Source organism: Pseudomonas sp. UMAB-40 (assembly GCF_900095275.1).
Lineage (GTDB): Bacteria > Pseudomonadota > Gammaproteobacteria > Pseudomonadales > Pseudomonadaceae > Aquipseudomonas > Aquipseudomonas mandelii_B.
Genome location: NZ_LT607564.1, coordinates 46,358 through 58,102, shown reverse-complemented (window position 1 = coordinate 58,102; position 11,745 = coordinate 46,358). Strand labels below are relative to the sequence as shown.

Below are 11,745 nucleotides of genomic sequence, written 5' to 3'. Positions count from 1 at the left end.
GAGTCAGTCAGCTTGTGGAATGTGTTTGGCAAGGCTTTGAAAACCTACACCTGCATTCCGTCTAACTGCGTCGTAGTAGTATTTCTCGATTTCCAGAACCGCTCCAAAGGGCAGGTGAGGGTTGTCGCGATACGAGGTTGCAATCAAACCCTTCAAATCATCAGGAAAAGGGGCCTTTGCGACTTCCTTGAGAAAATCATCAGTCACCGCGACGTTTTTGAGGAAATCATCCTCGAACGTCCAGCCGGGAAATCCCAACACCAACCACACCACGAACGCTACGAACAACCCCGCTGCTAAAGGAATGAAACTATCAAATTTGATAAAGCAGCAAAATGCCACAACAGCAATAAGCAGCGTCAGACAGTTAGCCTTCACCTTTTCGCTCGTATTGTACTTGCGACTACGATAAGCACTCATCAAATGAACCAGCTCAACATTCACACTCATAAAACACCTCGTTGATTAACCACAACCTATTATTGAACATGAGCAACAGAGAATACAAATAAATTGTTGCCGAATTTCCATCGAAAACAACCAGTTTTCCATGAGTCTGTTATTGCAATGTAATACTGGGCATCAGGATCTTTCAAAAACGAGAGTTGTTGTCCGAGGCCAGTCCGTAAAACACTCAAGTTGAATTTGAGAGCCTTGCGTGGGCGGATCAAAATCAACCGTAATGAACTCGCCATAGCCCGAAACATGGTCGTAATGGGTAAGGCACCACTCATCACAGTGAAGGCTCAACAGGTGGGCGAGCTGTAAGGCCGTTGGCCGCAGTCCGGATTTGATTTTGAATTGAGCGTTGCCATTCACTGGCCCATGGCGCAGAGATGCGTCGACCGGCGTAGGCATCACACCTGACACGCCGGTTATCTCAATCGTGACCTGGTAGACCATTACACATGCTCCACAGGTCGAGAAACCCGTACCTGCTGGCCTTGTTGATGCCCAATCATTAGCAGGGAGGGCGTTGGCTGTACTGCATAACCAGTAGCGCGCAATTCATGGCGCCATTTCAGAATCAAATCCAGCAGGGCGTCGAGGCCGGTCGCTCGTCGCGTTTCAGAATTCAAAATCCCAGACTCGCGATCCTTGAAGCAGACTCGAAACGAGTGTTCCGTGCTTGGTAGCACTACGGTATCGGTCGCGTGACGCACAATGAAAATCACGTCTTGGTACGTCCGTGTGAGGTAAAAGCGTTGGCTCTCAAGTGAGCGAAGTTCAAAACCAACAGTTTCCCAGCGTTCTTTTTGAATTTGAAATTCACTCATGTGAACAACTCCTTTTGTTAGCGAGGCTTAAACGGCCGGCTGGGCTGTAGTTACTGGCGCAGCTTCTTGCAATGCTTCACGAGCAAATTCCATTTCAGATTTGCTGTAAACCCCTTGCGGTGCGCTGATCATCTCGATCAACTTTTCAGGCGGCTGCTTGCACAGGTACTCGCGATAGAGTTTCTTGTTTGCTCGAAACTCCCACACAAGCCATAAGCAGAGAAAAACAAAGGCAAAGATCGAGTAGGGGAGCATCTTTCCGTTATCACCGAGTGCGTTGCCAATTTTCCACATGGCAATCATGATCAGCATGAGCACGGCATAACCAGCGCTGAAAACAAATGGCGCAAGCGCCAGGCACACGGCAACACGAATAGCAGTCTTCTTTTTGCTGCCTGGTTGATTCTTTTTAAATCGACTCATGGTCATCAGCATATTGGTAGTGTCCTGTTCAATGCATCGTGAAACGCTGTTGTACCTTGCTCACACTTTCGTACTGAAATTGGGCCTCAATAGGCGGGTTTGGGAACGCCGAGAGGTCGGTTTCAGCCATGGCGCTGAGCAAGTTGATTGGCAGGCTGAAATTCCCTTGTGGGACGGGCTTGCTGTATTTGAAGCGGCTGAACTCGGAAGGGTGGAAAACGCCATGGGGGGCGTCTGCGCCAAACCACATCCGTGCCCGGTAGTCGACGATGGCGCCGTCTGACAGCGTGATCCAGCAGTGGAGCACTTTTGCATTCGGATCGGTGGCAGGGAGGCTGGTATCAACCAACATGCCCATAAACACCGTGTATTGAATGCTGGCTCGATTGAAAAGGGCTGCAATCACCCTCGACATGCCGTCGCATTCCAGCGACAAATTTTCGAGGGGGTAGAGCCAGCGCTCGATGGCGGAATGCGCAGCAAGCGAAGAGGCGGGGTGCAAATTCATTTGGATGGTCCTAATTCAAGCAGTGATGCGGCCTTCTCAGTCAGGAACACATGCCGGCGCCCGCTGGCACCCCCTAGATACTCGCCTTCGGCAAGCTCGCAGAAACCCATGCTCCGCAAGCGAGTGATGCAGTTCTCTGCTGCTGTGCTGGCGCGGGTGCCCGTTGTTCGCTCATAGATGTTTGCCGGCGAGTCGCCCTGGTTATGAATCAGATCAACGGCCACCAGCAGCATCAACGCGTTTGTACGTGGGTGTTCGGCCAGTACCTCACCGACAAAACGGCAGAGTCCTTCAACGCGTGGTGTTGTTTCGTAGAGCATCAATCATCATCCTTAGCCGTTCCCGTACATCGTAGAGTATCACGATACGTTGCCTATTGACCTTGTTCAAGGTGAACCGCTGGTTTTAAACGCGGAGAGTGCTGTTTTCCGAAGTTGATGTAGAGTTTTGGAAATTGCTGAAACAAAAAAGCCCGCATGAGCAGGCTTGGGGGGGGGAATACCTTTCGTTAACTCTTCGCGTTAAGCGTGAAAGCCGCAATCCAAATTATCTGTTTTGGCCTTTGAGCCATCACGACGTTCTTGGAGGATGCGATACATCTCTACCTGAGCATCCGAATCGCCAGCTTCGGCCAAACACTCCAGGCAATCACCACCGCAATCTTGAAGCTCAGGCGCAGTTCCAAGCGGTCGCTTACAGATCAAACAAGCATTCATCGCGATATTCCTAAGCTGATTCTGCGTCGGGGATTATGTCACTCCGCCCTCGATGCTCTCGACTATAGGGGCTTTTCTTTCGTCACACATTCCATGTTTCTCGTTTATTTCGACTTCGCCGAGCTTGGAAAGCGCCTCCAGTTCGCTGGCCTTCTGCATGTGATTTTTGTAACGACTTAAACGCACTGAGTCGGAGGACTCAGAATAAAGGGCGGCAGTGGCCATAGCCCTGTGCGCCTTAGCTCGATTGGCTGGACTAGTAGGATTTAGGCTAAGCACCCGGCGCTTTTTCTTTATGGCGTCACTCAAGAATGCGGCTCCGTTCTTTTACATTTAAGCGTTCACTCGGTGATTTTCCGTTACAGGTTGTAGGTTTGCAAATAGGTGATGCAGTCAAGCATCGCTTCGCGCTCTGACTGTGCAGTACCCCAGCCATAGTCTTCACTAGCTCGTGAATCTGAGGCGATGCCAAACGTAAGCAAGAGTGCAGCCACGCATGGGAGGACTGAAGGGGGCTTGAGCATCAGGTTTTTCCCTGCTCGATCCTGGGGAGCGAAAAGCGTCCCTCTCTACGTCTTCGGCCCCAGCTTTTGAGGGTCGGGGCTTGGGATGCAGCGGACGACGTTTCCGTGGACTAAAAGGGATTGAACAGGATCAGTAACGCCGCCGCGATAACAGTCCATGCCAAGACGGTAATTTTTCGGGCCGGCTTACCTCGGCGCTTCAACCACACAGATCCTTTGTCGAAGGTCAGGATCGCCGGGTACTTCTCGGTGTTGTTCTCTTCCTGCGAAGGGATAGGATGGATCATGATATTTTCCTCTGCCTTAGGAATGAACTGAAGCCATTGGTCTACGCTAATAGTTTTTCGAGCAAAGGGCCAAGCATACGCTCGCAATAATTCGAGCCGTCCATTAGCAAAAACACGCCACCGATGCGTAATGCCTCCAGTGTGATGAACCCCGCTGCCTTGCTCGCCTCGCTTACTGTGGTAACGCACGATGTGAGTAGCGGCGCCGTCCTGATAAATACCGGGGTAGGCCTTAGCAATCTCGACCGCCTGTTTCAGCGTCGACAAGTCATTGCGATAGGGAAAATCATCCGAATTCGAAATCCCTCTTACCTCGTATTTTGTCCAACTCTTACGGGTTTCCATCGTCATTTTCCCTTAACTGGGGGCCTGATCGAGAGCGGCTGTGGAATCACGAAGATTTACGCTTAGCCCCCAAACACCAATGACTGCTACACCGACAAAGCCCGCGATTAAAAACGCCGGCAGGACAAATGCTAGGGAGTTGAAACCGTAGATGCCTCCGAGCGAAATGAGCGAGAGGAAAGCGGCCAAAAACGCGAGCAGTTTGGTAGGCAAAGACTCCCGCTCACGAACCCATTCAGCCTTCAATGTATCGACCCGAGATTGCAGGATTTGCGATGGGTACTGCATCAACTGCTCGGTGTGCTTGTTCATGCTTTGTTCCTTGTTCATCTCGTGTTTTTCAAGTCGGTTCTGTTGGCAGAGGCCTTTCGCTCACAGCGAAGGACGATCATCAAGCCAACCAACATCAAAATCAGGCCCATCCACCAGCTACCGAAATAGAATGTCAGATAGCCCAGCTCTAAGGTTACGAATGCGCAGATCCCCAACTGTCTAAAGCCTTTAGAGGCACAGACTTTGCCGGCTATGGCCGCTGTGAGAAACAAAACGATATGGCTCAGAATTGCGAGCATCGAATTTTCCTTTACACCTGAGGTGGAACGGCGGGGCCAGGTTTGTTGTCGTCAAGGTTCATCGCTGTGACCTTGAAGGTGAACCCCGATTTTTGGTCCTTCATTACGGTGTTGCTTTCGGGGATACCCTGGAGCAATTGATCGAAAGCCTCCTTGAGCGCCTGCTGCAAGTGCTCAGGCGAGGCCCCATAGAGGTTCAAGGCGACATGGACCTGGAACGGCAGTTGATTTGACATATCGATTTTCCGTGATCAGTTGATTGGTTTTTCATCATGTGAAAAATATCCGCCGTAAGGCTCGTCGATCTGCTGACGTCTTTCGTCCGCTGCGTCTTCTGAATTGCTTGGGCCAGTGAGCCACATTGCTTCGGCAGAAGCCCGACTTTCAAACTGCCAACGTTCTTGGCCGTCGCAATGAAGATCTACGGTCAAAACCACAGAAAGCTCTGTGCCGACTGCCCCAGCCGGCTCCGCAAACTCGATACATCCAGCGCAATACCAATCCCAGGCTGCTTGGCGGGTATCAAAAAGCGGTCGCCTAGCGTTGCCCACGGTTCCGTCATAGATCAGGTACAGCCTGCGGCCATCCTCGAAATCAACCGCGCCTAACGAACGTGACATACATTTTCCCTCAACTTGACGCGGCGGTCGGATGGCCAAGATCACGCAGCCCTGATAAAACCGCGCGAGGTTCTGCACCGGCCAAAATCTGATCGGTAAACGACTGAAGCAACCCGTTTTCTTCAAGATGACGCCAGTCGTCACCTGTTAGGATTTGACTGTACAACTTCACACCGTCCGCCTCGGTCATCACGTAAACGTGAGACGTGGGCGATGGGCATTCCTCGGGATACCAGTCGCCGTAGCTTTCTGCACGCTCCGAACCCTCTTCCTGTTCAACCCAGTAAGAGCATTCGGCATTGCTATCAGTGACGATGAGAAACTCGGCGGACGCCTTTTTGAAGTGTTGAGACATGACCTTTCCGCGTTACTTCGGCTGCAAAGCCGTGGTGGCCATTGACGCTGCGAACGCTGCGGCATGCTCTTGCTCAATTTCGCGCAGGGCCTGCGCGCCCTCGGCACTCATACCGGTGTCGTCTTGGTTGCCGAATTTCAGCAATGCGAGCATGGAGTAGAGGTGCAGGAGAAAGTCATCGCGGTTTTCTTGGGTGACGACGCCCTGGGCACGCTTTACGTAGAAATCTTTTACCACTTCCAACTCTTGGCGAGCTGCGTGGATCATCGTGTTTTCAAGCTGGCTCATCGGCTGCTGATCCTCAACAATTTGTCGAACGCAAAACTGCGCCCGTCTACGACCTCGGCCCGCACGAGGCGGGCTTTAGGGTGCAGCGGTCTTTACCTCGATCACTTCGACGCTGCGAGATAGCTGCCATCTGCGCGCCGCAGCATGGCGCGATCACCAGAGCGCTCTACTGTCCAAATTTCATCTGTAGGGCCGTCTGACAATCCCACAGTGACCGATACGGTTTTTGTGTCAGGTGCGATGACAACACACGACCGTTTGCCATCATCAGAATCAGGTCCGAAGATCGAAGTCATGACATTGGTGTTGGCCGGTGGGCACTCATCTTTGCCAAAAATCGGAACCTGCCGACCATCCACAAGCATTTTGTAGCCTGAGTTGAAAACGAGGGTCATTGGAGCATGATCCGAATTTTTGGCGACCTTTGCGCCTAGCTCTTTCGCTGCGTCACAACCCGACAAACCGAGTGCAAGAACCAAAAGTAGCGGTACGTTTTTCATTGTGAATCCCTTGTGTGATTGAGGTGGCGGTTTGCTGCCACTCAACTCATCGCCTCCCGGTCCACCGACCGGTAAAAAATTTGGCGGACAATTTCTATAACAAATCAGGCTTTGTATCGGCGCATGAGATAAGGGGTGGTAGCTTTGGTGGGCGGTCAGCTGGCCGTCCACGCAGCCCAACACGCTATAGGTTGGCGCCGCCGTCCCTGACCCACTGCATTGCGGTCGCGTTGTGGTGGTGCAGCTTGGCGGCAGTCGCCTCGCTCATCGGGAGCCCACCGATACCGGGGTATGCAAGGTCAGTCAGCGCGGTAAGTCGGCTGACCTGGGCATGTACGTCCGGTTTCTCCACTCCATCGGTTTTCCGGTGCTCGCTCTTGATAAGCCATCGGAGCTGCACCAGAGCTTTCTCAACCGCGACGATCAAAGCCACCTCCCAGTTTTCAGACATACCAGTTGCATCACGTTTTTCAATCACAGGGAGTCCTTAAAAGTTTTGGTTGGGCAAGTTGTTTATGATCGAATACTTTTGACTGGAACGCTAAATGCGTGCTTGTACTGACGAAGGCAACAAAGGGCCGGCGTGTTCTGCGATTTTTCCTATTGCTTAACGCAAACCGCTTTCAGGAAGATGTTTTGCTGGGACTTCTGCCATTTGCTAATGGCAAGTTCACAGGTTCTTTCGGATGTGAAGCCCGGAACGTAGAGCATTGGCTGATCCTCTGGACTCAGAATAAGCACCCAGCTTTCTCGTGAGTCATCGGCTTGAACCATTCCCGCTACAACCATAAGCACCGCGATAGATATTGCTTTCATCTGTCCTGCTCGATCCTGGGGAGCGATAAGCGTCCCTCTCCTACGGCCTCGGCCCAACGTTTGACGGCTGGGCTTGTGGTGTACCTGGGCGCTTTCCTAGATAACTGCGATCACTGCGCAGGACGTCGTTGTCTCGCGATTACAGACACAATCAACACACACCCTGCCATTCCAAAAATGGCAAGCGGTGTTGGTACGCCAAACACATGGCTTTGTGCGATGGATTCAACCAGCGACAGCCAAGGCCGGTCGTTGGGTGCCATGCTCGGAAGGAGAAACAGCCCGAGCGAAGCAATCCATACTGCAACAAGCAAAAGAACCGGTTGAAAGATCATGCAGACCGATTCCCATATCTTGGCGAGCAATACGCCAAACAACATGAACGGCAGCAGGACCAGAAAAAACAAAAACTCAAGTAGCACTATCATTGATGGCTCCTAGTGGTGGACGCGAATGCTGAATCCTTCTACTGCGTCGGCCCCGGCTGTTTGATTGGCCAGGGCTTGGGGTACAACGGGCGTTTTCCCTCAACTGCGCATGTTTTCAAAAATGACTCCAGCCAACTTACCGGCGGCAAGCCAGTCCGTTAGAAGATCGAGAGCCATCACTTGGAAATCGACCGTACAAGCTGCGTCTCGGAGTGCCTGCTCCAGATCACTAAGCTCCAGTCGCAGTTCATCGACGTCAGTTGCCGGCACCGAGTGAGTCAGCAAAGCGGTGGCGAGTGCTTCGTCAAGTTTTTGATCGAGGACTTCAGCCTCAGCCTGCGTCAATGGATTCCGGTTGGTTAGACGATCGTAAACCGTCAATGGGTGTGGATCTGAGCGCATCGCTTTCCTCGATCAGTTAGGCAACATGCTGGAGAGATAGAGCGCTGACCATGCCAACATTGTTGCGCTCGGTTGCTCCAAGGCCACACGAACCATTTCTTCGGCGTCCTGGCCGGTGCATGAATGCACCGCATGCCCGAGTCGCAACAACTCAACAGGAACACCCTGATTGCGGGCCATCGTTGCAAACTCGTACGCCTTGGCCTGACCGTAGACCGTGACCGCATTGAACCGCGAACAAAGCATTGCAATGGCCTGCACCTCGGCTTCTGGCAACAAAATGGTTTCACCGTCGCAGAAGACCTGACGGATGCCTTCCAAGGCATCTAAAGCTTCCATGTAACGCGTTGGCTCTACAGTTGCCGAAACAGATGGATACTCCGGGTAATCGTGTTTCATGGCGCATTTTTCCTTCTACTCAGCTACCGAGCTTTAGCCCGGCATTCTTGACGATTGCACCACCCTTATTCAAGGCTCCAGCTTGGTCTGTGACGACCGCGTAGTGCCCATCTGGAATGTCACTAGTCAGAGGCCCGCCGCACTGAGGACAGACTGGCACAGCGACAATTGCAACGTCAGACGGCACATCGTTTTGCCACCAGACTTTCCGGCAGATACCAAGGCAGGCATGGGCGGGCTTACCTTTATTGGCGCTGTAGATCAGGTGATTTTTCGTTTTTACGATTTGCATAAGCCTATTCCCTGGACTCTTGTCTACCCGAGCTACTTCATCAGCGGTCGGGCTGCGGTTCTCGTCTAAAGCTTTCAAGCCAATGTCGGATCGCTCGCTGCGCAGCTGTGCGACTTCCGCCCGAAGGCTTTCCACGATGTGGATGTAGTGGGGGAGCCCGCAGAATTCGGAAAAAATCGTACGCTAAGGTTTTTCGATCAGCCGTAGGGGCCTGATTCTGTGGCTCTGCGGTACGCCGAGATGAAGGAAATTTAGGACATTGGCTCTGTAGGCCATTGTTTTAAAGCCATTAGGTTGTAAATGCCCATGTCTCGCGGGTGATGGCCGCAATGGTGACAGCCAAAGCCTCGGAAGGGCCTCCTGCGACCAAACAACGTTGCCATGGCTCCACCTCGATTGCGGCATTTTTAGCCGTCGGGCGCACGACTACGAAGGCGTTGAACCCAGGTGATGCCTCTTCGACCTTCACATCCCACTCATAACTGGACGGCATGCCACGATAGCGTAGCGACAACAGGCGGATCGCATCGTCCAGCTTTTGAGTGGGCTTGAGCTGCTGAGACTGAATGCCTAGCATTTGCATGAGTTTGCGGTCTAACAGGTCCGAACCACCCTTGGTCTCGCTACGGGTAAGCTCCTTGAGTAAGTCGTCCAGTGCCCAGCGTGTTGCAGCGTTCGGAGTGCAGCGAGCTGTCGTCACCTCCCGGATTGCCAAGTCGCGGCCATCGGGTGGCAGATCCCAGTACCAAGCAGCAGCGGGTAAGCGATCACTTTGAAGCATGCCGTCTCGGTAGCCAGGTAACTTAGGCGTTGTGATATCGATTAGCACTTGCACTACGGCTCCGACAAGGAAGCCTCCCACGAGGCTGACCATAACCGTGCGACTCATTTCTTCGGTGGTGGCTGTCAGCAGAAATTGCCGCATGCTCTCGTAGTCACCAAGGGCACCAACAAGCAGCAGAAAAAACGGAGCCCACGGCGCGAGCCTGCCCCCTCCAACTATCGACTGGTGAATGACCTGGTGTAGGGTTGGGCGAGTCCAGCGGGACTCGATTTTGGCCCTGTGCTTACCAAGTATGCCGCTCACTGCGGCGTTGAGTTTTTCAATGTCCAATCCACGCATTATCGATCCTCGCGTGTGTGCCACAGGCGCAGCAGATAGATGGTGGAGCCCTGAATTTCGTAACGCAGCTCGTAGTGACCGATCTGAATTCGGCGCACATCGCGCGGATCGAACTCTTCCAGTCGTTCGCCAATTCGTGGATTAGTCAGCAACGTGGTTGGAGCAGTCGTGAGCTGTTGGACCGTATGCGCGGCAGCAGGTTGGTTCACGGCGGCCAGAAACTCGTACAGCCGGGTAATGTCGGAAAGCGCCTTGCTTGTCCACTTCAATTCCATCAGCGCGGCACCGGCAACGGAGTGTCGGTGCTGAGGCTATCTGCCCAGGCCTGGACAGCTTGGTGGTCAATAACGCGGCCAGCGTCAACATCGGCCAATGCCTCACGGGTCAGGCGACTACGCTCTTCTTCCTGGTCTATCCAGGCGGAAAGAGCCTGCTTCACGATCCAGTTTTTGGAGCGCTCTAGACGCTCTGCCATCAAATCAACCTTCTCAGCCAGTTGCACAGGGACGTGAGCCGTGACGGATCGAGTCTTGGCGGTAATAGCCATAATAATTACTCCAATGCTGCGAAATGCTATTTGTGAGAACTTGGGCGCCAAACAGGCGCGGCGTTCGCAAGCGTCATAGACCCTTGTTTGGTAAACCAAGCATGCCTATCAATTTCAGAGGCAAGCCGTGCAATCTCCAGGTGAACTAGCTCTTTAGACCAATGCGGGACTCGGGTAGAAAAGTCGCCGGCGCTCTCGATCAAAGCACGAATCAATTGATCCTCGAATCGAGTTGACGAAAAGCACATCAACCATTGCTCCAATTCTTCCTCAGTATTCATATCTGGCAACGACGCTTTCAGTCGCTCAGCCCGACTGGCCCCACCAAAGAAATAAATGACATCCTTTGCAGGCATCAAGACGTTGTTTTTAGCAGGCGTGGCCCAAAAGCGGGGTGACGGAACTCCGTGTAGTAGCCTGGCGCAGCGGGTGCCGGAGTATGGGTTGCTCAGCCACACATCTATCCGCACCTCATCTTTCCAACTGCCTGCCTTGGTCAACGCGTCTCGGGCGGAAATGAGTAAGCCATCCACCGTGCCGGAAATCTTAGTGGCAGCTCGTTCGAGCAGCATGGCTTCGGTCTGATTAAAGCGAGTCATCAATTACCTGTCCTTGCCTCAGTAGCGCTGTTCAGTATTTTGAATCGTAATGTATCACTACGATGTATTGTCAATCATAGTTAATAATTTCTTGTCGTCAAGCTCTGCTGTCAGTTTGGGCTATACCCTATCCTGATGTCAGGACGCTATAGGACAATCTGTCAGGTTAGAGCGTTAAATCATATTTATTGACACTTGCTAACAAAGGTCATAGATTTAAACCTGACACAACTGACGTGTTGAACGTCATCCACACCAAAAAGGAATCAATATGCCATCGATCAAATCAATACTTCTCGCCGGTGCCAAGCCGGAGGCAGGAACTCTATTGCAAGTGCAGGAAAAAATGGGGACACGCCCAGGGCAGTCGCTGGAATTTATGGTCTTTGAAGTCGAGTACGACCGAAAGAAATATTACTGCTGCTGGGCGGGTGGAGAGATAAAGGGCGGTGAACCGCATATGACCTTGGTTGGTCAGGCAGCCCTTGAAGCACTGTCCAATCTGCCGCTGGGACACAATGACTCGCTAATTTTCCAAGAGCTGAAGCTCGGTTCTACACCGCTTCGGAACAAGGTCAAAGCAACGCTTAAACGTGCACCGGCAAATTCGAAAATCTGTTTTATCGGTGATATGCAGGGTGAGTTGGATGGCCATCTGGCCCAGGTATTCAACTTACAAAAAGGCTCTATCAGCGTTTCACATTGAGAGCCACCGTATTGCAAG

25 protein-coding genes are annotated in these 11,745 nt (G+C 52.4%); 1 reads left to right on the top strand and 24 read right to left on the bottom strand.

The annotated features are described in order from the left end of the window. Positions 1-3: 3 nt before the first annotated feature. The 24 genes from K0F88_RS19770 to K0F88_RS19655 all read right to left on the bottom strand — a co-directional run bounded on the left by K0F88_RS19770 (position 4) and on the right by K0F88_RS19655 (position 11,021). A complete protein-coding gene (locus tag K0F88_RS19770; protein WP_219096185.1) occupies positions 4-450 on the bottom strand; it encodes a hypothetical protein in 447 nt (148 codons plus the stop codon). A 132-nt stretch (positions 451-582) separates the two neighbouring features. Continuing rightward, positions 583-903, bottom strand: a complete 321-nt coding sequence (locus K0F88_RS19765; protein WP_219096184.1) for a hypothetical protein — start codon at positions 901-903, stop codon at positions 583-585. Next, positions 903-1,277, bottom strand: coding sequence for a hypothetical protein (locus K0F88_RS19760; protein WP_219096183.1), 375 nt, complete (start codon positions 1,275-1,277; stop codon positions 903-905). Before K0F88_RS19760 ends, K0F88_RS19765 begins: the two co-directional genes overlap by 1 nt. Positions 1,278-1,304: 27 nt before the next feature. After that, a complete protein-coding gene (locus K0F88_RS19755; RefSeq protein WP_219096182.1) occupies positions 1,305-1,712 on the bottom strand; it encodes a hypothetical protein in 408 nt (135 codons plus the stop codon). Between the two features lie 16 nt (positions 1,713-1,728). After that, a complete protein-coding gene (locus tag K0F88_RS19750) occupies positions 1,729-2,208 on the bottom strand; it encodes a hypothetical protein (protein ID WP_219096181.1) in 480 nt (159 codons plus the stop codon). Beyond that, on the bottom strand, positions 2,205-2,528 hold the full coding sequence (locus K0F88_RS19745; protein WP_219096180.1) for a hypothetical protein: 324 nt from the start codon (positions 2,526-2,528) through the stop codon (positions 2,205-2,207). Before K0F88_RS19745 ends, K0F88_RS19750 begins: the two co-directional genes overlap by 4 nt. Before the next feature lie 429 nt (positions 2,529-2,957). Further along, a complete protein-coding gene (locus K0F88_RS19740) occupies positions 2,958-3,149 on the bottom strand; it encodes a hypothetical protein (protein WP_219096357.1) in 192 nt (63 codons plus the stop codon). Positions 3,150-3,558: 409 nt separating this feature from the next. Next, positions 3,559-4,080 (bottom strand): hypothetical protein, encoded by a 522-nt coding sequence (locus tag K0F88_RS19735; protein ID WP_219096179.1) that lies wholly within the window; start codon positions 4,078-4,080, stop codon positions 3,559-3,561. A 12-nt stretch (positions 4,081-4,092) separates the two neighbouring features. Next, on the bottom strand, positions 4,093-4,392 hold the full coding sequence (locus K0F88_RS19730; protein WP_219096178.1) for a hypothetical protein: 300 nt from the start codon (positions 4,390-4,392) through the stop codon (positions 4,093-4,095). 14 nt (positions 4,393-4,406) lie between these two features. Next, the gene (locus tag K0F88_RS19725; RefSeq protein WP_219096177.1) at positions 4,407-4,652 is read right to left on the bottom strand and encodes a hypothetical protein; all 246 of its coding nucleotides are present in this window, start codon (positions 4,650-4,652) and stop codon (positions 4,407-4,409) included. 11 nt (positions 4,653-4,663) lie between these two features. Further along, positions 4,664-4,888, bottom strand: coding sequence for a hypothetical protein (locus tag K0F88_RS19720; protein ID WP_219096176.1), 225 nt, complete (start codon positions 4,886-4,888; stop codon positions 4,664-4,666). Between the two features lie 15 nt (positions 4,889-4,903). Next, positions 4,904-5,272, bottom strand: a complete 369-nt coding sequence (locus K0F88_RS19715) for a hypothetical protein (RefSeq protein WP_219096175.1) — start codon at positions 5,270-5,272, stop codon at positions 4,904-4,906. A 10-nt stretch (positions 5,273-5,282) separates the two neighbouring features. Beyond that, positions 5,283-5,627 (bottom strand): hypothetical protein, encoded by a 345-nt coding sequence (locus tag K0F88_RS19710; RefSeq protein WP_219096174.1) that lies wholly within the window; start codon positions 5,625-5,627, stop codon positions 5,283-5,285. Between the two features lie 12 nt (positions 5,628-5,639). Then, the gene (locus K0F88_RS19705) at positions 5,640-5,915 is read right to left on the bottom strand and encodes a hypothetical protein (RefSeq protein WP_219096173.1); all 276 of its coding nucleotides are present in this window, start codon (positions 5,913-5,915) and stop codon (positions 5,640-5,642) included. A gap of 101 nt (positions 5,916-6,016) precedes the next feature. Then, positions 6,017-6,415 carry a hypothetical protein gene (locus K0F88_RS19700; protein ID WP_219096172.1) on the bottom strand — a complete coding sequence of 133 codons (399 nt, stop codon included), beginning with the start codon at positions 6,413-6,415 and terminating at the stop codon, positions 6,017-6,019. Positions 6,416-6,599: 184 nt separating this feature from the next. Next, positions 6,600-6,893, bottom strand: a complete 294-nt coding sequence (locus K0F88_RS19695) for a hypothetical protein (protein WP_257605304.1) — start codon at positions 6,891-6,893, stop codon at positions 6,600-6,602. Positions 6,894-7,341: 448 nt separating this feature from the next. Further along, positions 7,342-7,659, bottom strand: a complete 318-nt coding sequence (locus K0F88_RS19690; protein ID WP_219096171.1) for a hypothetical protein — start codon at positions 7,657-7,659, stop codon at positions 7,342-7,344. A gap of 99 nt (positions 7,660-7,758) precedes the next feature. Beyond that, positions 7,759-8,061, bottom strand: coding sequence for a hypothetical protein (locus tag K0F88_RS19685; RefSeq protein WP_219096170.1), 303 nt, complete (start codon positions 8,059-8,061; stop codon positions 7,759-7,761). Positions 8,062-8,073: 12 nt separating this feature from the next. Further along, the gene (locus K0F88_RS19680; protein WP_219096169.1) at positions 8,074-8,460 is read right to left on the bottom strand and encodes a hypothetical protein; all 387 of its coding nucleotides are present in this window, start codon (positions 8,458-8,460) and stop codon (positions 8,074-8,076) included. Between the two features lie 19 nt (positions 8,461-8,479). After that, a complete protein-coding gene (locus K0F88_RS19675) occupies positions 8,480-8,752 on the bottom strand; it encodes a hypothetical protein (RefSeq protein ID WP_219096168.1) in 273 nt (90 codons plus the stop codon). 289 nt (positions 8,753-9,041) lie between these two features. Further along, a complete protein-coding gene (locus tag K0F88_RS19670) occupies positions 9,042-9,875 on the bottom strand; it encodes a hypothetical protein (protein ID WP_219096167.1) in 834 nt (277 codons plus the stop codon). Beyond that, positions 9,875-10,150 carry a type II toxin-antitoxin system RelE/ParE family toxin gene (locus K0F88_RS19665; RefSeq protein ID WP_219096166.1) on the bottom strand — a complete coding sequence of 92 codons (276 nt, stop codon included), beginning with the start codon at positions 10,148-10,150 and terminating at the stop codon, positions 9,875-9,877. Before K0F88_RS19665 ends, K0F88_RS19670 begins: the two co-directional genes overlap by 1 nt. Then, positions 10,150-10,422, bottom strand: coding sequence for a CopG family ribbon-helix-helix protein (locus K0F88_RS19660; protein ID WP_219096165.1), 273 nt, complete (start codon positions 10,420-10,422; stop codon positions 10,150-10,152). The genes K0F88_RS19665 and K0F88_RS19660 overlap by 1 nt, the downstream gene beginning before the upstream one ends. 26 nt (positions 10,423-10,448) lie before the next feature. Beyond that, positions 10,449-11,021: a hypothetical protein gene (locus K0F88_RS19655; RefSeq protein ID WP_219096164.1), complete on the bottom strand. Its 573-nt coding sequence runs from the start codon at positions 11,019-11,021 to the stop codon at positions 10,449-10,451. A gap of 271 nt (positions 11,022-11,292) precedes the next feature. Here K0F88_RS19655 and K0F88_RS19650 point away from each other — a divergent pair, with 271 nt between their 5' ends. Next, entirely contained in the window at positions 11,293-11,727 is a 435-nt protein-coding gene (locus tag K0F88_RS19650; protein WP_219096163.1) for a hypothetical protein, read from the top strand. The last annotated feature ends 18 nt before the right edge of the window (positions 11,728-11,745 follow it).

What these genes read in the sequence shown, in the direction of transcription:
- K0F88_RS19765 (WP_219096184.1), bottom strand. Translation starts at nt 903, where the DNA reads ATGGTCTACCAGGTCACGATTGAGATAACCGGCGTGTCAGGTGTGATG.
- K0F88_RS19690 (WP_219096171.1), bottom strand. Translation starts at nt 7,659, where the DNA reads ATGATAGTGCTACTTGAGTTTTTGTTTTTTCTGGTCCTGCTGCCGTTC.
- K0F88_RS19740 (WP_219096357.1), bottom strand. Translation starts at nt 3,149, where the DNA reads ATGGCCACTGCCGCCCTTTATTCTGAGTCCTCCGACTCAGTGCGTTTA.
- K0F88_RS19655 (WP_219096164.1), bottom strand. Translation starts at nt 11,021, where the DNA reads ATGACTCGCTTTAATCAGACCGAAGCCATGCTGCTCGAACGAGCTGCC.
- K0F88_RS19770 (WP_219096185.1), bottom strand. Translation starts at nt 450, where the DNA reads ATGAGTGTGAATGTTGAGCTGGTTCATTTGATGAGTGCTTATCGTAGT.
- K0F88_RS19745 (WP_219096180.1), bottom strand. Translation starts at nt 2,528, where the DNA reads ATGCTCTACGAAACAACACCACGCGTTGAAGGACTCTGCCGTTTTGTC.
- K0F88_RS19705 (WP_219096173.1), bottom strand. Translation starts at nt 5,915, where the DNA reads ATGAGCCAGCTTGAAAACACGATGATCCACGCAGCTCGCCAAGAGTTG.
- K0F88_RS19725 (WP_219096177.1), bottom strand. Translation starts at nt 4,652, where the DNA reads ATGCTCGCAATTCTGAGCCATATCGTTTTGTTTCTCACAGCGGCCATA.
- K0F88_RS19675 (WP_219096168.1), bottom strand. Translation starts at nt 8,752, where the DNA reads ATGCAAATCGTAAAAACGAAAAATCACCTGATCTACAGCGCCAATAAA.
- K0F88_RS19730 (WP_219096178.1), bottom strand. Translation starts at nt 4,392, where the DNA reads ATGAACAAGCACACCGAGCAGTTGATGCAGTACCCATCGCAAATCCTG.
- K0F88_RS19680 (WP_219096169.1), bottom strand. Translation starts at nt 8,460, where the DNA reads ATGAAACACGATTACCCGGAGTATCCATCTGTTTCGGCAACTGTAGAG.
- K0F88_RS19650 (WP_219096163.1), top strand. Translation starts at nt 11,293, where the DNA reads ATGCCATCGATCAAATCAATACTTCTCGCCGGTGCCAAGCCGGAGGCA.
- K0F88_RS19685 (WP_219096170.1), bottom strand. Translation starts at nt 8,061, where the DNA reads ATGCGCTCAGATCCACACCCATTGACGGTTTACGATCGTCTAACCAAC.
- K0F88_RS19660 (WP_219096165.1), bottom strand. Translation starts at nt 10,422, where the DNA reads ATGGCTATTACCGCCAAGACTCGATCCGTCACGGCTCACGTCCCTGTG.
- K0F88_RS19760 (WP_219096183.1), bottom strand. Translation starts at nt 1,277, where the DNA reads ATGAGTGAATTTCAAATTCAAAAAGAACGCTGGGAAACTGTTGGTTTT.
- K0F88_RS19755 (WP_219096182.1), bottom strand. Translation starts at nt 1,712, where the DNA reads ATGCTGATGACCATGAGTCGATTTAAAAAGAATCAACCAGGCAGCAAA.
- K0F88_RS19750 (WP_219096181.1), bottom strand. Translation starts at nt 2,208, where the DNA reads ATGAATTTGCACCCCGCCTCTTCGCTTGCTGCGCATTCCGCCATCGAG.
- K0F88_RS19710 (WP_219096174.1), bottom strand. Translation starts at nt 5,627, where the DNA reads ATGTCTCAACACTTCAAAAAGGCGTCCGCCGAGTTTCTCATCGTCACT.
- K0F88_RS19700 (WP_219096172.1), bottom strand. Translation starts at nt 6,415, where the DNA reads ATGAAAAACGTACCGCTACTTTTGGTTCTTGCACTCGGTTTGTCGGGT.
- K0F88_RS19665 (WP_219096166.1), bottom strand. Translation starts at nt 10,150, where the DNA reads ATGGAATTGAAGTGGACAAGCAAGGCGCTTTCCGACATTACCCGGCTG.
- K0F88_RS19715 (WP_219096175.1), bottom strand. Translation starts at nt 5,272, where the DNA reads ATGTCACGTTCGTTAGGCGCGGTTGATTTCGAGGATGGCCGCAGGCTG.
- K0F88_RS19735 (WP_219096179.1), bottom strand. Translation starts at nt 4,080, where the DNA reads ATGGAAACCCGTAAGAGTTGGACAAAATACGAGGTAAGAGGGATTTCG.
- K0F88_RS19670 (WP_219096167.1), bottom strand. Translation starts at nt 9,875, where the DNA reads ATGCGTGGATTGGACATTGAAAAACTCAACGCCGCAGTGAGCGGCATA.
- K0F88_RS19720 (WP_219096176.1), bottom strand. Translation starts at nt 4,888, where the DNA reads ATGTCAAATCAACTGCCGTTCCAGGTCCATGTCGCCTTGAACCTCTAT.